17 protein-coding genes and 1 pseudogene are annotated in these 18907 nt (G+C 35.9%); 13 read left to right on the forward strand and 5 right to left on the reverse strand.

Features of this window, described 5'->3' with window-relative positions:
• Positions 1 to 117: 117 nt before the first annotated feature.
• Positions 118 to 1134 carry a tryptophan--tRNA ligase gene (trpS, locus tag AC1PU0_RS05160; RefSeq protein WP_069654279.1) on the reverse strand — a complete coding sequence of 339 codons (1017 nt, stop codon included), beginning with the start codon at positions 1132 to 1134 and terminating at the stop codon, positions 118 to 120.
• A gap of 364 nt (positions 1135 to 1498) precedes the next feature.
• Between trpS and spxA the strand changes: the two genes are divergently transcribed.
• The 4 genes from spxA to pepF all read left to right on the forward strand — a co-directional run bounded on the left by spxA (position 1499) and on the right by pepF (position 5943).
• Entirely contained in the window at positions 1499 to 1897 is a 399-nt protein-coding gene (gene spxA, locus AC1PU0_RS05165) for a transcriptional regulator SpxA (RefSeq protein WP_069654280.1), read from the forward strand.
• 253 nt (positions 1898 to 2150) lie between these two features.
• Entirely contained in the window at positions 2151 to 2801 is a 651-nt protein-coding gene (locus tag AC1PU0_RS05170; protein WP_111248761.1) for an adaptor protein MecA, read from the forward strand.
• A gap of 97 nt (positions 2802 to 2898) precedes the next feature.
• Positions 2899 to 4089, forward strand: a complete 1191-nt coding sequence (locus tag AC1PU0_RS05175; RefSeq protein ID WP_206848360.1) for a competence protein CoiA — start codon at positions 2899 to 2901, stop codon at positions 4087 to 4089.
• Between the two features lie 36 nt (positions 4090 to 4125).
• Positions 4126 to 5943: an oligoendopeptidase F gene (gene pepF, locus AC1PU0_RS05180; RefSeq protein WP_069654283.1), complete on the forward strand. Its 1818-nt coding sequence runs from the start codon at positions 4126 to 4128 to the stop codon at positions 5941 to 5943.
• A gap of 44 nt (positions 5944 to 5987) precedes the next feature.
• Here the strand turns inward: pepF and AC1PU0_RS05185 are convergent, their stop codons facing one another.
• Together AC1PU0_RS05185 and AC1PU0_RS05190 are read right to left on the reverse strand one after the other, a co-directional pair.
• Positions 5988 to 6638, reverse strand: coding sequence for a ClpXP adapter SpxH family protein (locus AC1PU0_RS05185; protein WP_111248758.1), 651 nt, complete (start codon positions 6636 to 6638; stop codon positions 5988 to 5990).
• Between the two features lie 117 nt (positions 6639 to 6755).
• A complete protein-coding gene (locus tag AC1PU0_RS05190) occupies positions 6756 to 7340 on the reverse strand; it encodes a CYTH domain-containing protein (protein WP_069654285.1) in 585 nt (194 codons plus the stop codon).
• 195 nt (positions 7341 to 7535) lie between these two features.
• Here AC1PU0_RS05190 and yjbM point away from each other — a divergent pair.
• The 4 genes and pseudogenes from yjbM to mgtE all read left to right on the forward strand — a co-directional run bounded on the left by yjbM (position 7536) and on the right by mgtE (position 11305).
• Positions 7536 to 8215, forward strand: a pseudogene (yjbM, locus tag AC1PU0_RS05195) (GTP diphosphokinase).
• A 10-nt stretch (positions 8216 to 8225) separates the two neighbouring features.
• On the forward strand, positions 8226 to 9023 hold the full coding sequence (locus AC1PU0_RS05200; RefSeq protein WP_242596483.1) for an NAD kinase: 798 nt from the start codon (positions 8226 to 8228) through the stop codon (positions 9021 to 9023).
• A 7-nt stretch (positions 9024 to 9030) separates the two neighbouring features.
• Positions 9031 to 9924, forward strand: coding sequence for an RluA family pseudouridine synthase (locus AC1PU0_RS05205; protein WP_111248756.1), 894 nt, complete (start codon positions 9031 to 9033; stop codon positions 9922 to 9924).
• Positions 9925 to 9943: 19 nt separating this feature from the next.
• Positions 9944 to 11305 carry a magnesium transporter gene (gene mgtE, locus AC1PU0_RS05210; protein ID WP_069654289.1) on the forward strand — a complete coding sequence of 454 codons (1362 nt, stop codon included), beginning with the start codon at positions 9944 to 9946 and terminating at the stop codon, positions 11303 to 11305.
• 65 nt (positions 11306 to 11370) lie between these two features.
• Here mgtE and AC1PU0_RS05215 read toward each other — a convergent pair whose 3' ends face one another.
• Positions 11371 to 12006, reverse strand: a complete 636-nt coding sequence (locus AC1PU0_RS05215) for a copper homeostasis protein CutC (protein WP_206837041.1) — start codon at positions 12004 to 12006, stop codon at positions 11371 to 11373.
• Between the two features lie 138 nt (positions 12007 to 12144).
• Between AC1PU0_RS05215 and AC1PU0_RS05220 the strand changes: the two genes are divergently transcribed.
• Positions 12145 to 12990 carry a methyltransferase domain-containing protein gene (locus tag AC1PU0_RS05220; RefSeq protein ID WP_206848361.1) on the forward strand — a complete coding sequence of 282 codons (846 nt, stop codon included), beginning with the start codon at positions 12145 to 12147 and terminating at the stop codon, positions 12988 to 12990.
• 243 nt (positions 12991 to 13233) lie between these two features.
• The gene (gene trmL, locus AC1PU0_RS05225; RefSeq protein WP_206848362.1) at positions 13234 to 13740 is read left to right on the forward strand and encodes a tRNA (uridine(34)/cytosine(34)/5-carboxymethylaminomethyluridine(34)-2'-O)-methyltransferase TrmL; all 507 of its coding nucleotides are present in this window, start codon (positions 13234 to 13236) and stop codon (positions 13738 to 13740) included.
• A gap of 74 nt (positions 13741 to 13814) precedes the next feature.
• Here trmL and gloA2 read toward each other — a convergent pair whose 3' ends face one another.
• Positions 13815 to 14195, reverse strand: a complete 381-nt coding sequence (gloA2, locus tag AC1PU0_RS05230; protein WP_069654293.1) for an SMU1112c/YaeR family gloxylase I-like metalloprotein — start codon at positions 14193 to 14195, stop codon at positions 13815 to 13817.
• A 208-nt stretch (positions 14196 to 14403) separates the two neighbouring features.
• Here gloA2 and AC1PU0_RS05235 point away from each other — a divergent pair, with 208 nt between their 5' ends.
• The 3 genes from AC1PU0_RS05235 to AC1PU0_RS05245 all read left to right on the forward strand — a co-directional run bounded on the left by AC1PU0_RS05235 (position 14404) and on the right by AC1PU0_RS05245 (position 18901).
• Positions 14404 to 15027 carry a histidine phosphatase family protein gene (locus AC1PU0_RS05235; RefSeq protein WP_206848363.1) on the forward strand — a complete coding sequence of 208 codons (624 nt, stop codon included), beginning with the start codon at positions 14404 to 14406 and terminating at the stop codon, positions 15025 to 15027.
• A 32-nt stretch (positions 15028 to 15059) separates the two neighbouring features.
• The gene (gene recD2 / locus AC1PU0_RS05240; protein ID WP_479998765.1) at positions 15060 to 17639 is read left to right on the forward strand and encodes an SF1B family DNA helicase RecD2; all 2580 of its coding nucleotides are present in this window, start codon (positions 15060 to 15062) and stop codon (positions 17637 to 17639) included.
• A gap of 146 nt (positions 17640 to 17785) precedes the next feature.
• Positions 17786 to 18901: a PLP-dependent transferase gene (locus AC1PU0_RS05245; protein ID WP_206848365.1), complete on the forward strand. Its 1116-nt coding sequence runs from the start codon at positions 17786 to 17788 to the stop codon at positions 18899 to 18901.
• Positions 18902 to 18907 lie beyond the last annotated feature (6 nt).

An 18907-nucleotide genomic window follows, 5' to 3' on the forward strand; every position in this document is an offset into this window, starting at 1 on the left:
GTTGGGGCAGAAGGTTAACCCTGAGAAATAAGAAGGGGACGCTTCTACTCCAACTATTTAGTCGGATTACTTGAGACTGAGATATGACTCGTAGAGCTATGTCTTAGTCTCTTTTTTTTATTTTCGTTTACGAGGTTTTCTTCCTAAACCGATAGCATTTTTCATTCGCTGTAAGGTTTTATTAGCAACTAGACGAGCTTGTTCAGCACCTTTGTCTAGGATGTCATCTAATTCATCAGAAGCAAGTAATGCATGGTAACGCTCTTGGATCGGACTTAGTAGGTCAACAACAGCTTCAGCTAAGTCGGCTTTAAATTCACCGTATCCTTTACCTGAATAGGCTTCAGCTAATTCTTCAACTGAACGACCAGTTGAAGCAGAGAAAATATTTAGTAAATTAGAAATACCAGGTTTGTTTTCCGGATCGTATTCAATAACTCCAGTTGAATCGGTTACGGCAGACTTAATTTTCTTGCGAATGACAGCGGGTTCGTCCAGCATTGAAATAAAGCCTTTCGCATTTGAATCTGATTTACTCATTTTGCTTGTTGGATTTTGTAAACTCATCACACGTCCGCCTTGTTCAGCGATTTTAACTTCTGGGAGGACTAAAATCTCTTGATTTGCTTGTCCATACCGTTTGTTGAAGCGTTCAACAAAGTCTCGTGTCAATTCTAAATGTTGTTTTTGGTCATCTCCGACAGGAACGAGGTTTGCATTATACAAAACAATATCTCCTACCATTAAAGGCGGATAAGTTAAAAGACCAGCACTTACTCCAGTACGACCATTTTTTTGTGATTTATCTTTAAATTGAGTCATTCGCTCTAATTCGCCAATCGTTGTATTGCATTGAATGATCCATGCAGCTTCAGCATGAGCCGATACTTCTGATTGAATGAAGATTGTTGCTTTTTCTGGGTCCAATCCTACAGCTAAATACAGCGCAGCTAAACCACGTGTCTGTTGACGAAGCTTCAATGGATCTTGAGGAACAGTGATGGCATGTTCATCAACGATACAAAAATAACAGTTATAGCTATTTTGTAATTCAATAAATTGTTTCATTGCACCAATATAATTTCCAATAGTTGGTATTCCGCTAGGCTGAATGCCCGAAAAAATTGTTTCCATATAGTTACCACCTTAATCTATTAATAAAAAGTCATTGATATCATTATACAGCTAAAAATAAAAAAAAACAGGATTACCGAAAAAAAATAAAATGTCAGAATTTTTAAACTAGCACAGATGTATCAGTTTTAGAAAACTGTATTAGTTTAATGGAATATGAAAACGTTCCATTCTTATATAGAAAAAAAACGAATTTTATTTCAATATTTAAAAAAAACACGTAAAATAACGAAAAAAATATTTTTTCTTGCAAAAAGAGCTAGTATTTTTATTAGAAATTGGGTATACTTAATTTAAATAGGAAAACAGTTATGCTTCCTGTTTCAAAAAAAGTGATAAAAAATCACAAAAAGGAGTGATGCACATGTTGACACTTTATACTTCCCCAAGTTGTACGTCTTGCCGTAAGGCTCGTGCATGGTTGCAAGAACACGAGATTCCATTCAGAGAAAGAAATATTTTTTCAGAACCATTGAATATTTCAGAATTGAAGGCAATTTTGCGAATGACAGAAGACGGTACTGAAGAGATTATCTCTACTCGTTCTAAGGTTTTCCAAAAACTTAATATGGATTTGGATGAACTTCCGTTGCAAGACTTGCTAGAGTTAGTAAAAGAGAATCCTGGATTGTTGCGTCGACCAATAATGATTGATGAAAAAAGATTACAAGTTGGTTTTAATGAGGATGAAATTCGACGTTTCTTGCCAAGAGGAGTAAGGCAGTTGGAATTACGTCAAGCGCAATTGATGGCAGGTTTATAAAATGTAAAAGAAAACCTTTGACTTTGTGACAAGGGTTTTCTTTTTTTATTCGATTTTACATAGAAAATGGTTTATTTAAATTTTTTGAAATTATATAAATGTGTATATAAGCATTCAGATCAAATTTTTAGGAATATACTAAGACAGTTGTTTATTTAAAAATATTATTACTTTTCCCTTTACATTTGGCGTGATTCCGCTACAATGTACGTAAGAATAAGTTTCCTGATTAGCAAAAGTGAGGTGTAGCGACATGGAAATGGAACATATCAATGAGAATACCATACGTGTGTTGATCGGTAATGAAGATTTAGCTGATAGAGGAATCACCTTTTTAGATTTACTCGGCAATCACAAAGATGTAGAAAACTTTTTCTACAGTATTTTAGAAGAGGTTGATGTGGAAGATGAATTTCAGGGCAGCGAAGCTGTTACCTTTCAGGTTCTGCCAAAAAGTGATGGATTGGAACTATTTATTAGTAAGAATGCATCGATTGATGAAGTTTCTAATTTTGAAGGATTCAATGATCTTAATTCAGAAGAAGTTAGTAATATAATTCGCAAACAAATCGAAGAAGATTTTGCTAATGAGACACAAGAATTCGCTGATAATACAGTGAAAAATTTAGTGTTTGAGTTGACTGATTTTGACACAATGGTTCAATTGGCAAATGAAGTATTCTTACAGTCTGTGATAGCGAATTTATATACATTCAAAGGAACATATTATCTCCAAGTCATTTTCTTATTGGATGAATTAGGCAAAGCAGATGTAGAAAATGAATTAGCTCAGTTACTAGAATTTGCTGATTTATCTGTGGTGACACCTGAGACATTAAATGAATATGGAACGTGTATTATGGAACGCAATGCGTTAGAATTAACAAGATACTATTTTGAATAAACAGTAAAAAACTGTGACAAAGTGATAATGCTTTGTTTCAGTTTTTTTTTAATGAATCAACATAATTTCTGCGTATCTTACTTGTGAGGTGAGAGGTATGTTGAATGCATATTCAAAAAATAAAGAAGTTGTAACACTGTTAAATTTATCAAGAGAGGAGATCGAGCAATTAAAAGGTAGAAAGTATTTTTGTCCTGTTTGTTGTCAGCCGGTTCGAATCAAGAATGGGAAAATAAAGTTACCGCACTTTTCTCATTACAATCAGAGTAGTTGTAGCATTTATTCAGAAGGTGAGACAAGAGAACATTTGGCATTAAAAGAAGTCTTTGTGAAGTGGTGTGAGAAAAATAGAATTGGATACGAACTAGAAAAATATCTACCAGCACTGAATCAGCGGCCTGATCTTTTGATAGGAAATATTGCATTAGAGATTCAATGCAGTCCATTAAGTACGCAACGATTAGTTGAACGGACCAAGAGTTATCAGCAACATGGCTATATTCCAATTTGGATATGCGGTAAAAAGTTATTTTCTAACCGCTATAAATTAAACGAAGTAGTTAAAAACTTATGTTATTATTCTGAGGGATTAGGATTTTATTTATGGACAGCAGATTGGGAAACAGAAGAATTGGCGATACATTCTCATATTGAAGAAGATTTTAAAAAGAGGATTTATTCTTCAAAAAAAATCTGGTCTTTTTATAGCGATTTTTTGCTAGAAATTTTGGATTTTCCTCAGAAATCAAAAATTTATACTCAACGAAAATTTAAAATTGGATCGCTGATAGCAGAGTATTATTCTGAATTGAATAGAAAATTATATACAAGAGATGAGAAGATAAGAATGTTACAAGCTGAATTATATAACAATCGGCTTCATTTACTTCAATTGCCAAATTGGTTTTATTATCCAGGTCTTCATATTTTCTGTTGTAGAGATTCAGATATGTTATTGAAAGTTCGAATCTGGAATTTCGTACAGTTTTTTGATCAGAATGTTTTTGATCACTCAGCGTTAATCTGTTTATTAAAGGTGGAGTTGGTGCAGTCAGCTGAGTTGTTTTATGAGTTGCCAAATATTTCTTTTAAGACAGTTCAAACGTACTGTTTAAATCAAATACTGACTTATTTAATTGCCTGTAATCATTTAGTCAACGTCGAAAAGGGTTGGAAGGTTCAGATAGGGTCGTCAGATCAAACGATATCTGATGTGGGAGACTGGCTAAAAAAAATTGAAAATAACTGTTTAATCACTGCTACTCCCTTAAAAAATGTGATAAGATAAATCTAGGTAGGAATAATTTGAAAAGGAGCCGATGTAATGAGTGAAGCAAAACAGTTACCAGAACGTGCGAGTTTACCAATAGAAAAGACTTGGGATTTGACGAAGATTTTTAAAGATGATCAAGCTTTCGATGAAGCTTTTCAAGCGTTGTCAGAGGAATTAAACGAAGTTGAACAATTTAAGGGAACGTTAGAGAATGGTAGCGAGGTATTTTTAGCCAGTATTGAGATGTTATTAAGTATTTATCGTAAAATCGAAGTCATTTATGTGTATGCGCATTTAAAAAATGATCAAGACACTACCAATACAACCTATCAAGCATTATACGCTAGAGCAAGTTCTTTATTAGCGCAAGCAAGTGAAGCTGTAGCCTGGTTTGAACCAGAAGTGTTATCGTTGAGTGATGACAAGATTTGGGGATATTTTGCTGAAAATTCTAAATTAGAGATGTATCGTCACTTTATTGAGAATATTTTGAGTGATCGACCACATATTTTATCTGCTGACCAAGAAGCTTTATTAGCGGGTGCTGGTGAAATTTTTGAAGCATCCAGTAATACGTTCTCTATTTTGAATAATGCAGATTTAAAGTTTCCAGTAATCGAAAATGAAAACGGTGAAAAAATCCAATTGACTCATGGTGTATATGGTCAGTTAATGGAAAACGTCCATAGAAGTGTTCGGGAAGAAGCATTTAAAGGACTTTATAGCGTTTATGATCAGTTCAAAAATACATTCGCTCAAACATTAAGCTCACATGTTAAGGCGCATAATTATAAAGCGAAAGTTCGTAATTTTTCTTCTGCCAGAGAAGCTGCATTGAGTAACAATCATATCCCAGAAAGCGTTTATGATACATTGATAGATGTAGTCAATCAAAATCTACCGTTATTGCATCGTTATGTATCTTTACGAAAACGTTTATTGAACATAGACGAACTTCATATGTACGATATGTATACCCCTATATTAGGTGAAGCATCAATCAAGTATTCTTATGAAGAAGCAAAAGAAAAAGCAATCACTGCTCTAAATCCGATGGGAGAAGAATATTTAAATGTAGTAAAAACAGCATTTAGTGACCGTTGGATCGATGTTATCGAAAATCAAGGGAAACGTAGCGGTGCTTATTCATCTGGCGCCTATGATACAGCACCATATATTTTGATGAACTGGCATGATAGTTTAGATCAATTGTACACATTGGTTCATGAAATGGGACACAGTGTCCATAGTTATTTTACGCGTAACAATCAGCCGTATGTTTATGGAGACTATTCTATTTTCTTAGCGGAAATAGCTTCGACAACGAATGAAAATCTTCTAACAGAGTATTTATTGGAGACGGAAACAGATCCTCGAATTCGTGCCTATGTGTTGAATCATTATTTGGATGGCTTTAAAGGAACAATTTTCCGTCAAACTCAATTTGCTGAATTTGAACACTTTATTCATACAGAGGATGCAAAGGGAATACCATTAACAAGTGAGTATTTGGGAGAGTATTATGGAGAATTAAATCATAAATATTATGGTCCGGAAGTGAAGAAAGATCCTGAAATTGCTTTAGAGTGGTCTCGTATTCCTCATTTCTATTACAACTACTATGTTTATCAGTATGCAACAGGATTTTCAGCTGCATCAGCTTTAGCAAATAAAATTTTGGAGAAAGAGCCGCTTGCATTAGAGAATTATTTGACTTATTTGAAATCAGGTAGCAGTGATTATCCAATAGAAGTGATGAAAAAAGCTGGCGTAGATATGACAAAACCACAATACATTAAAGATGCTATGCATGTTTTCGAAACAAGATTAGGTGAACTAGAAGAACTTGTAGCTTCTTTAGAAAAATAAAATAAACTGCTTCTCTCATATGTTGAGGGGAGCAGTTTATTTTATTAAAGCAAATGTAAATGTCCATGTGGAACTCGAGGTTCATTGTAATGATTTAATTCAAATTTTTCATGAAAATACTGTAAGTTATCTTCAGATGTTTCACAAAGTCTTTTGATTTCATCCATAGACTCACACTCTTCTACAAGTACACCAAAGTCCCGATCACAAGTATAATTGTAAACTACTGCTGAAGGGTGTTTTGTAATGCCCATTTCACGAGCAATTTGTTGATCTGTTTGAAAAGATTCTTTTACAAAATCAGATTGACGATCCATTTTAAACATATCCAGATCGCCACCAGCCTCTACTAATAGTTTTTCAGCTAACTCTGTAGAGTAGGGAAGCTTGTCAACTGCTACGGCTTGTTGTAAGCCTAGTAGTAAATGACGTCCTTTTTTCTTTCCTTGTAATTGTGCTGCTTTATAATCCAATGCTGCTGAATAAATATCTTCAAACAATTGATTACGTTGTTCAATGTCATGTGTTGGAATATCGAACAACTGTATAAGATGGTTAATGGTTCTCATATTAACGAGTGGAATGAAACGAAATTGGATTTTTTTATTTTCAGTTTCAACCAGTTTTAAAATATCCTTTTCTACGTTGAGACAAATGCCCCCCAAAGGATTAACGAACAGATAGATTTCAATCATTCATAATTCCTCCAATTTGACTCTTTTGCGACTAGACATCATTTCTCAACTAAGTGTCCCTAATTTATCAGAAAATATGGGAAAAATGAAATGATTTGTTTTAGCTATAATAACTTCTTAATCTTTTACTTTTGAGCTTCGCATCATACGCTGAATTTTGTTTGGTGATGGGGATTCTTTGATATTCAAAGTATCCAATAGGGTAAGAAAATCTTTCTTTCCGTTAGTAGCGTCATCTACTTCTAACTCCAATTCAAAATCATGTTGCTTATTGTACCAACTTTCATCTAGCGCGAGTAAACCTTGGGGAAGTTTTATTTCTGCTCGTTTAGTTGTTAGGCTTCCGATTAAACGTAAATTATCTTTGTCGATTCCTAAAGCAGTCAACTTGTTGTAGACATACCCATCATCTGGAAGTGAGGCCGATTCAACGATCTGCTGAGCTTCTTCAAGAGAAAGCGTATCGTTGATTTCGAGGAGACCAACTTTTTGAGGTATTTTCAAAGTAATTTCTGCATCATTGGATAGTATACGAACTCTTAAACCGATATGTTTCTTTTTTAATTGAAAATCAGCTGAATCAAAATAATAATTGGTTTGGGTAAAGAAATTCTCTTCTTTTAGTTGAAAGTAGTCAACAACTCGTGGGAAATCGTCGATAGATACTAGTGTTTTAAATTCTATTTCTAAATTCTCACTCACGTTTATTTGACCCACTTTCTTTAATTTAATTCAATTTTTGCATACTTTACCCATTTACGTCAAGAAAAGTGAACTAGAAGTTAAAAAATTCGCTATTGTCGAAAAATTATAGACAATTTCTCAAATTACCCTATTTTTGATAGCTCTATGGTAAAATAAGCTGTGAATCAAATTCAAAGAAATAGAGGGATTAGGATGGAGAAAGAGTGGGAGCTTTTTCTGGCACCGTATGAACAGGCTGTTGGAGAAATGAAAGTTAAGCTGCGTGGTATTCGTAAGCAGTTTCGAGAACAAAATAAACATACACCTATTGAGTTTGTAACAGGTCGAGTGAAACCTGTTGATAGTATTTTAACAAAGGCTGCCTTGCGTAATATTGCTGCTGATCGTCTAGAAGAAGAAATGCAAGATATTGCAGGACTTAGGATTATGTGCCAATTTGTTGAGGATATTCGGCAAGTAGTGGATATCATTCGCAATCGTAAGGACTTGAAAATTATTCAAGAACGTGATTATATTACAAATAAAAAAGAGAGCGGCTATCGTTCGTATCATTTAGTAATTGAATATCCGGTCCAATTGATAACGGGTGAAAAAAAGATTTTGGCTGAAATTCAAATTCGTACGTTAGCCATGAATTTTTGGGCTACGATCGAACATTCATTGAATTATAAGTATCAAGGCGCTTTTCCAGAAGAAATGAAAGAGCGGTTGCAACGTGCAGCCAAGCAGCTTACCAATTAGACGAAGAAATGTCAACAATTCGTGAAGAAATTCAAGAAGCGCAACATCTGTTTTCACACGGACGGGGCAAGTCGAAAGATAATTATTATCAAAAATTTAATGATAATAATGAGAAGAAAGATAAAGACTAGGAGGAGTAGGATGAAAGTTGCAATCGTTCATAACCATGAACACAAATCTAATGAAGTTACACGCCGTTTACTCCTGCTTTTAAAAAAAAATAAAATCGAAATGGATGACCATCAACCAGATCTTGTGATTTCTGTAGGTGGAGATGGTACATTGTTATCGGCGTTCCACCGTTTCAGCCATCGACTGGATGACGTTAGCTTTTTAGGTGTCCACACAGGACATCTTGGTTTTTATACGGATTGGCGGGATTATGAACTGGAAGAATTAGTTCAAAGTCTATTGATTCATCAAGAACAGAGCATCAGTTATCCTTTGTTGGATGTGAAAATCAGTTTTCATGGCAATAAACCAGATAAACATTTTCTAGCATTGAATGAATCAACAATCAAACGTGCTAATCGTACTATGGTTGCGGATGTCTTCATCAAAGATGAATTATTTGAACGTTTCCGTGGAGATGGTTTATCCGTCTCTACTCCGACAGGATCGACTGCCTACAATAAAAGTATTGGTGGAGCAGTACTTCATCCGAGTATCAATGCATTTCAACTTGCAGAGATTGCATCATTGAACAATCGTGTTTTTAGAACATTGGGGTCACCAATCGTGATTGCGCACACCGAATGGGTAGAAATCAAGTTGCAAGAAAGTAATGATTATCTGATTACAGTTGATCAATTAGATATCTATCAAGATGATATCAAGTCGATTTACTATCGTATTGCGGATGAGCGTATTCATTTTGCATCGTATCGACATATGCATTTTTGGCATCGTGTTAAAGATGCCTTTATTAGTGAGGATTAGTAAATCAATGGAATTTAATTGGACAGTAGAAAACAAAGAACCGCAGCAAGTAAAAATGTTCTTAAAGGAGCAAGGAATTTCTAAAGGACTTTTAGCCAAGATCAAGTTTCAAGGTGGAAAAATTGAAGTCAATCAGTCTGTTGAAAATGTATTATTTAAGTTATCCTTGGGAGATCAGGTGAAAATTACGATCCCGGACGAGAAAGAACATGAGACGTTACTGGTTGACGATGTACCGATCGATATTGTTTTTGAAGATGCCCATTATTTAGTGGTCAATAAACCAGCAGGGATTGCATCGATTCCTGCTCAATATCATCCTAATGGTACGATGGCGAATCGGGTTAAGGCCTATTTTAAAGCACAGAAGTATCAAGATCAGGTGATTCATGTAGTGACTCGATTAGATAGAGACACTACGGGCTTGATGTTGTTTGCTAAACACGGTTTTGCTCACGCGATGTTAGATCAGGAGCTACGAAAAAAAGAAGTGATCAAGATTTATCAAGCCTTAGTTAGTGGTGATGTATCGCGACTAAAGAAACATGAAACAATAAAGTTACCAATTGGCCGTGATTTATCTTCTATTTTGAAAAGAACTATTGTTGAAACGGGACAACAAGCTGAGACTGAATATTGGTTGATGAAACGTAAAAAGGATCAAGCATTAGTAAATATTCAACTTCATACAGGTAGAACCCATCAAATCAGAGTCCATTTTGAAGCTATTGGTTGTCCATTATTAGGCGATTCGATGTATGGAGGTAAAATGGATAGCGGAATCGAGCGACAGGCGTTACACTGCTGTCAGTTGAGTTTTATCCATCCCTTTACAAAGCAACGATTAGAATTAACTTCTCCTCTAGAAGAAGATATGAAGAAAATTGTAGATCAACTTTAGATTGAAAGGAGCGGTTTAGGTGAACGAAGGACAAGAAATGGAAGACCATTTTTCATTGCTGTTAGAGAAATTAAAAGACCAGCAGATGGCGGAGTTTCGTGAGTTGTTTTTGGCGCTCCATATTTACGAACAAGGACAATTTTACCAATCGATCGATGAAGCAGATAGAAAGCAAATGTATAATTATTTGTCACCAAAAGAATTAGCTGACATGTTTGATGTTATTGAAGAAGATAACGAAAACATGAAGGATTATCTGGCGGAAATGCGTCCGAGTTATGCGGCTGAAATGTTATCAGAGATGTATACGGATAACGCAGTTGATTTACTGAATATGTTAGAGAAAAGCCAGAAGGCGAAATATCTAAGTTTAATGAGTACCGAAGATGCTGGTGAGATCAAAGAATTACTTCATTATGAAGATGATACAGCCGGATCGATCATGACGACAGAATTTGTTTCTATTGTTGCGAATCAAACGGTTCGTTCTGCAATGTATGTGTTGAAAAATCAAGCTGATATGGCAGAAACGATTTATTATGTCTATGTGGTAGATCAGGAAAACCATTTAGTCGGCGTTATATCTTTGCGTGATTTGATTGTAAATGATGATGATACAATGATTTCAGACGTGTTAAGCGAACGGGTAATTTCTGTTCATGTTGGAGATGATCAAGAGGATGTTGCGCAAACGATTCGAGATTATGACTTCTTAGCGTTGCCAGTTACAGACTATGAGGACCATCTTTTAGGGATCGTAACAGTTGATGATATTATTGACGTTATTGATGATGAAGCGGCAAGTGATTATTCTGGTTTAGCTGGGGTCAATGTGGAAGAGGTTAGTGAAAATCCCATCAAAGCAGCATCAAAACGGTTGCCTTGGTTGATCACATTATTATTTTTAGGAATGTCTACAGCTACTTTAATCAGCCATTATGAAGAGTTAGTTAGTGAAGCAAGTATTTTAGCTGTGTTCATTTCATTGATTACCGGAACTGCTGGAAACGCAGGGACACAATCATTAGCGGTAGCAGTCAGAAGATTAGCGGTGTCAGACGAAAAAGATAATAATTTTGGCCGGTTAATTGTTAGTGAAGTGTTGACTGGTTTAGTAACAGGGGCTGTCACGGGTGTGGCGATTTTTATCGTTGTTGGGATTTGGCAACATAATTTTCCATTAGGGTTTGTGATCGGAATGGCAATGTTATGTGCTATTACCGTTGCAAATTTAGCTGGTAGTTTGATTCCGATGCTCATGGACAAATTAGGATTTGATCCGGCCGTTGCTAGTGGACCCTTTATTACAACACTAAGTGATTTGACCAGTGTCTTGATTTATTTTAATATTGCCAGTCTTTTTATGCAGTATTTTATTTGAAATGATCATAATAAGGAAAGCATTAAACTTTATACAACGAAGTTTAATGTTTTCCTTTATTCGTTTTATTCTCCTACGATTTTTGTCCCGTGGACTTCATCAACTTGCAAGGCCATTACTACAGATTCAACATTTTTATCAGTAATACCACCGCCAGGTAATATAGTAATTCGATCATTAGCATAGTTGATCAGTTCTTTTAGATGATCAAAATTAGCCTCGATTGCTGTTCCAGCAGGCCCGCCATGTGTTAAAATACGATGTACATCATGTTCTGCTAACCAATCGATTGCTTTAAGTTGGTTTTCTTTATTTAATACATCAAAAGCCATGTGGAAGGTGATTTGCAGCCCTTCTGCAGTTTCGATCAATAATTCTAATGCTTCTTCGTCTAGCCAGCCGTCATTTGTTAAACAACCTATAACGACACCATCAGTTCCAATTTTTTTTGCTTCGATTAGATCAGTATGCATAATTTTAAGTTCAATATCATTGTATACAAAATCTCCACCTCGTGGTCTGATGATTGTCATAACGGGAATCGATTTTTCTCCAGCATAAGCAACAACTTCTTCAATAACACCTGTACTAGGTGTAGTACCACCTACAGCTAGATTATCACATAATTCGATTCGTCCTGCCCCGTTGCGGATGGCAGTCGGGATATTTGTGAAATTTTCAGCACAAAATTCTTTGATCATTCGATTCACTCCTTGTTTTTTCTTCACAGGCATTGTACCACAATTATGGCGGTTGCCAAAGTCTTCTTCCCGTTGTAAGATAAATAGCGACGATTAATCAATTAGTGTCAGAATTTATAGTGAATAGGAAGTAACCTTATGTTGAAAAAAATTGATTTTGCTCGTAATTTTTTAGAAACACATCAAGAACAATTTCTTTGCCCAGTATGTAAAAAGTCAATTCAGCTAGAAGGATATAGTTTGATTTGTGCAGAAAACCATCAATTTGATTTATCTAAAAAGGGAACGATTTATTTTCTTTCTCATAGTATTCAAACAGACTATAATAAAAAAATGTTGATCCATAGAAGCAAGATGATTCAAAGTGGGATGTATCAGCCTTTATTGGAAAAAATTATTGGTGATATGGATTTGACTGGAAATACGTTAGATGTTGGATGCGGTGAGGGAAGCTTTTTGTCTGAGCTTTCTAGTTTAGGCTTAGTGGGGCCAAAATTTGGGTTTGATATTTCTAAGGATGGGATTTATTTAGCTAGCAACCAACCAATCGAAGCTTTTTGGTGCATCGCTGATTTGACAAACTTGCCATTTGCAGACCAATCGATGGATACTGTTTTAAATATTTTTTCGCCATCTCATTATAGTGAATTTCAGCGTGTTTTAAAACAAGAGGGAACACTTGTCAAAGTTGTGCCTGAAACAGATTATCTAAAAGAGTTGAGGACAGCCTTTTATCCAGGTAATGAAACGAAGCAAACCTATTCCAATGAAAAAGTTTTGGCAAAATTTTATAAGGAAATGGATATTTTGTCCGACGAACGCGTAACATATAGCTTCTCCATACCGGAAGAAAATCGCCTAGATTTATTAGAGATGTCTCCACTGGAATGGGGCGTAGCTGAAGAAGTAAAAGAAGCGATTCAAAATAATCCATTATCTGACATCACAATTGACGTTCGCATGTTAAAAGGAAAAGTGAAATAGCGCTTACAATCGGTAAATTTGCTAAAAGGTATTGCAAAGCTCTGGTAATGGTGTTATATTACATACAAGTTGTTTTTTCATTGGTTTTTATCAGGTTCCTGTTCTGATAAAAGTTAGTGAAAAGAGCTTCACTAACGTAGCGACTCGCAGTGATTGACACCGAGGCGATACGTTTTTTTTATGCCGATTTTTGTGAACAAAAAAATAAATGATGAATCATTCAAATGAAAGGAAAGTGAAATCATGACCAATCATATTGTATTATTTGAACCTCAAATCCCAGCAAATACCGGTAATATCGCCCGGACTTGTGCAGCAACAAATTCACCCTTACATCTCATTGAGCCGTTAGGTTTCTCGACCGATGATAAACACTTAAAAAGAGCAGGATTGGATTATTGGAATGACGTTAATATCATGTATCATGCAGATTTGACGGCATTTTTAACCTATTTAGGTGAGCAACCGCTACATTTAATCACAAAATTTGCAAATCAAACGTATAGTGAAATGGATTATGCTAATGGCAAAGATCATTATTTTATGTTTGGGAAAGAAACGACTGGATTACCAGAAGAGTTTATGCGAGAAAATGAAGAAAAATGTTTACGAATTCCGATGAATGATGAACATGTTCGTTCGTTGAATTTGTCAAATACGGTAGCATTAGTGGTTTATGAAGCGTTGCGTCAACAAAATTTTCCAGCATTGGAATTACAGCATCATTATGAAAAGGATAAATTAGATTAAACATAATAATAAAAACTGTTCTCCTTACGATTGAAGAGAACAGTTTTTTTCAACAATAAAGAGAAATCAGTACATTATTCATGTAACTCTAAAGGTAAACCGTCTGGATCAAAGAAAAAGGTCATTTTTTCTCCTGTAAATGTATCTATCCGAATTGGTTCGCATTCAATTTCTTTAGTGTTCAAGAAGGCAATGACTTCCTCTATATTTTCTACTTTAAACGCTAAATGGCGTAAACCCAAAGCTTCAGGATAAGAGGGTCTTTTTGGTGCATTAGGTGAAATGAAAATTTCTAATTCATGATTTCCTAATTTTAAATCTAGTTTAACATCATTTTTCTCTTCTCGATGATTTTCCCTAATGATTTCAAAACCTATTTTTTCTACATAGAATTCTTTCGTTTTTTGGTAATTAGAACAATTGATGGCAATATGATGAATGTGCTCAAAAAACAAATCAGTTTCCTCCTTCAATATCACGATACAAGCTTGAAGCTCTTTTATTATAACGTAGTTTTTTTAGAAACACACACGGAGGAAACTGTTTTTTATAAACCCCGTAGTTAAATGGAATTTTGCCAGTGAAAATGATACACTAGATAAGATAAATAAATGGACATTTAAAAAGTAAAAATCAATAAATTGGAATCAAGGGAGCGGACGCATGAAATTATATTTTACTCGCCATGGAAAAACGGAATGGAATCAGGAACTTAGGTTTCAAGGGATGACGGGAGATTCACCGTTGCTTCCAACGAGCTATGAGGAAATAAAACGGTTAGGTCAAACTCTTAAAGAAGTGCCCTTTAAAAAAATCTTTTCAAGTACTTCACCGCGTGCAAGAAAAACAGCGGAAGGGATCAATCAAGAGCTAGAGCGACCAGTAGAAATAATTTATACAGATGAGTTAAAAGAATTAGGCCTTGGTAAGTTAGAAGGTCAGTCTATCAAGGAAATGAGAAAAACATATGGACAAGAACTAGATCATATGCGCTATCAGCTGGACCGATATAATCCTGAAGTATTTCAAGGTGAGCCAGTTGAACACGCAATAACACGCATTTCTTCTGTTGTAAAAGCAGCAGTTGATAATGAGGATGGACCGTATCTTTTTGTAGGCCATGGTGCTTCTTTAACTGCGGCAATCCAATCACTTTCAGGGAAAGAGTTAGGCGAACTGCGTAGTATGGGCGGCCTTAAAAATAATAGTTTATCAATCTTAGAAGTAGCAGAAGATGAAGAAGCATATACTTTAACATTATGGAATGATGATTCTTTTTTACAGTAATATATTTTTTGGGATAAAGCGAGGTGAAATCCATGGATACGTTGTTTGGAGAAGGGGAAAAAGAATACGTAGTTGGGCAGGTTCAAGCGATCTTTTTTCAAAATCCCAGTAATTTTTATAAAGTTTTATTAGTGAAAATCACTGACACAAATACAGACTATTTAGAAAAGGAAATCGTTACGACAGGTAGTTTCGGCCAAATTCAGGAAGAAGAAATCTATCGCTTTTTTGGACATTTCGTTGATCACCCTCGTTATGGCAAGCAGTTCCAAGTCGATAGTTATCAGCAAGAGCGACCAACTTCTGCTAGTGGTGTTGTAAACTATCTATCAAGCGAAAAATTTCCTGGAATTGGAAAACGAACTGCTGAAAAAATCGTCGAAATTTTAGGTGATGATGCTATTGATCGCATTATCGAAACCCCAGATGTTCTCGAAGAAGTGCCTCAATTAAATGAAAAAAAACGCCAGACAATCATTGAAACCATTCGCTTAAATCATGGTATGGAGCAAGTAATTGTGGGCTTAAATCGTTATGGATTTGGTAGTCAGCTTTCATTTACGATTTATCAAACCTATAAAGAAGAGACTTTGGATATTATTCATGAAAATCCGTACCAGTTAGTAGAGGATATTGAAGGGATTGGCTTTAAGCGAGCAGATACTATAGCGGAACAATTAGGGATCGGAGCAGATTCAGATAAACGTGTGCGAGCTGCAATCACTCATGAAATTTTTCAACATTCTGTTCGTTCCGGAAATACGTACGTAGAAGCAGAAATGCTGCTTAGAGAAACGATCAATACTTTGGAGGCAAGCCGTCCAGTTGAGATTTCCATTGATCAAGTGGCGGAACAAATTATTCATTTAGTCGAAGAAGGAAAAATCCAGCAAGAAGGCACTAAACTTTTTGAAAATAGTTTATATTTTTCTGAGTGGGGAATCGGAACATCGATTCAACGTCTACTTTCACGAAAAAAAGAAATCAAGTACGATAAGAAAGAGATTGAAAAAAATATTCGTGGGATCGAAAAACGATTAGAAATTCTTTATGGCGACTCTCAACAAGCGGCTATTGAGGAAGCAATCAAAGCCCCACTTTTCATCTTGACTGGTGGTCCAGGAACAGGGAAAACAACCGTTATCAATGGGATTGTTTCGCTGTTTGCAGAGTTGAATGGACTTTCTTTGGATAGTAAGGACTACACGCAGGAAATGTTTCCAATCTTATTAGCAGCACCAACAGGTCGTGCAGCTAAACGAATGAATGAAACAACTGGGCTCCCAGCAAGTACGATACATCGTTTATTAGGATTAACTGGTAGGGAAAAAAATCCTAGTATGACAGCAAAAGAACTAGAAGGTGGCTTATTGATCGTTGATGAAATGTCTATGGTTGATACATGGTTGGCGAATACCTTATTTAAGGCGATTCCAACTAATATGCAAGTTATTTTTGTTGGAGATAAAGATCAACTTCCTTCCGTTGGACCAGGTCAAGTATTGCATGATTTATTGCAAATCAATGAAATACCACAAATGGAATTGACTGAAATATACCGCCAAGGCGATGGCTCAAGTATTATTCCTTTAGCGCATGAAATCAAACAAGGTAGACTGCCGCAAGATTTTACTGTGAATCAAAAAGATCGTTCATTTTTTCCTAGTGATGTTTCTCGTATCGAGTCTTATGTCCGTCAAATTGTGACTAAAGCCAAAGCAAAAGGGTTCTCGCCACAAGACATCCAGTTGCTAGCTCCCATGTATCGAGGCGCAGCTGGTATCGATGCATTGAATAGAATGATGCAAGAAATTTTCAATCCTAATGATGGAACGAAAAAAGAAGTGAAGTGGAATGAATCAGTCTATCGTATTGGGGATAAAGTGCTTCATTTAGTCAATACACCAGAACTGAATGTTTTTAATGGTGACATGGGCGAAATCGTGGGTATTATTTTAGCTAAAGATTCAGAAGACAAAGTCGATGAATTAGTGATCCAATTTGATAATAATGAAGTGAGTTACAAACGAAATGAATGGAACAAAATTACGCTTTCGTATTGTTGCTCGATCCATAAAGCGCAAGGTAGCGAGTTCAAGATGGTCATTTTGCCTATGGTTCATCAATACCATCGTATGTCTGAGCGTAATTTACTCTACACAGCTGTCACTAGAAGCAAAGAAATTTTGATTTTGTTAGGCGAAGTTCAAGCGTTCAATACGTGCGTTGCACATGAAACTGCTAGCCGTTTAACGATGTTGAAAGAACGAATCACTAGTGCGGACGAGATGTCCTTGACGACAAGGATGCAGTTGGAAGAGTATGAAGAAGGATTGAATAAAGAAGCTCCCTTCTCGGATACTGTAGAAAAAGAACCCATTTTGTATGAAGCAGCGAAGGAAAATAAAATAGCTGTGACTGAAGTAGTAGCAGAGCCTATTTCAGTGAAACTCGAATCAGAAGAAATTTCGTTGTTTAGCGAACCTGTTGAAGAAAGTGCCGAACAAGTTGAAGCAGAGTTAGATAGACTGTTGACACCAAGTTTAGTCAGCGCTCAAACGATCGATCCGATGATTGGAATGAATCAAACTACACCCTATGATTTTATTTGATAGTGGACAAACTGGGATGAGCCAAAACGGCTATCTCAGTTTTTTCTTGCTTTAAGAGGATGACGATGTATATAATGAAAAACAACACAGCAACATGGTTTACTAGAAATGAAGGTAGATTATTTTGGTAGAAATGAGGGGAATTAATGGAAAAAGAATCACAATCGGGCAAAGTCCAAACTGATACATTTTTGGCACAAATTGGGAATCATCAAAACCCAGTGACCGGATCGATCAATACGCCGATTTATTTTTCAACAACGTATGAACATCCGACACTAGGTGAGTCGACGGGCTATGATTACACGAGAACTAAAAATCCAACAAGAGAAGTTGTAGAATCTGCATTGGCGGTGTTAGAAAATGGTGCGATTGGTTTAGCAACTAGCTCAGGAATGAGTGCCGTCCAATTAGTCCTTAGCCAATTTCCTGTTGGGAGTCAAATTATCGCATCTAGAGATTTATATGGCGGTAGTTACCGTTATTTTAAAGAGTTAGAAACGCAAGGAATCTATCAATTTATTTATGTTGATGACGAAGCTGGTTTTGAACGAGAAATTTCGGACCAAACGGCAGCAGTTTTTATTGAAACCCCGACCAATCCTTTGATGAGTGAAGTGTCTATTGAAGAAGTGGCTGTTTTCACAAAGCGACATCAAGCGCAACTAATTGTTGATAATACATTTTATACGCCATTGATCCAGCGCCCATTAGATTTAGGTGCAGATATCGTTTTGCATAGTGCTACAAAGTACTTAGGTGGTCATAACGATTTACTAGCAGGTGCTGTAATAGCTCGGTCACAAGAAGTCGGAGAGCGATTGGCATTTAGTCTAAACACTACTGGTGCAGTTTTGTCTCCATTTGATTGTTGGTTATTGATCAGAGGAATGAAAACTCTAGCGTTACGGATGGAAAGACATGAAAAAAATGCGCAGTCTGTAGTGGCGTATTTAAAAACCAGCTCATATGTCAAGGAAGTGATGTATCCAGGTCGTGGTGGAATGCTGAGTTTTAAACTAAAGGATCACGAAAAGATCAAAGACTTTTTACGAAACTTGTCGATTTTTACTTTTGCAGAAAGTTTGGGTGGAGTTGAAAGCTTAATTACGTATCCAACAACGCAAACGCATGCTGATATTCCAAAAGAGCTAAGAGAGTCGTACGGATTAACACCTGATTTATTGAGGATCTCGACAGGAATTGAAGCCAGTGAGGATTTGATTGAAGATTTGAATCAAGCATTTGAATCGTTAAATTAAAAATGA

The sequence above is a fragment of the Enterococcus sp. XAF26B05_ASV22 genome, assembly GCF_056727285.1.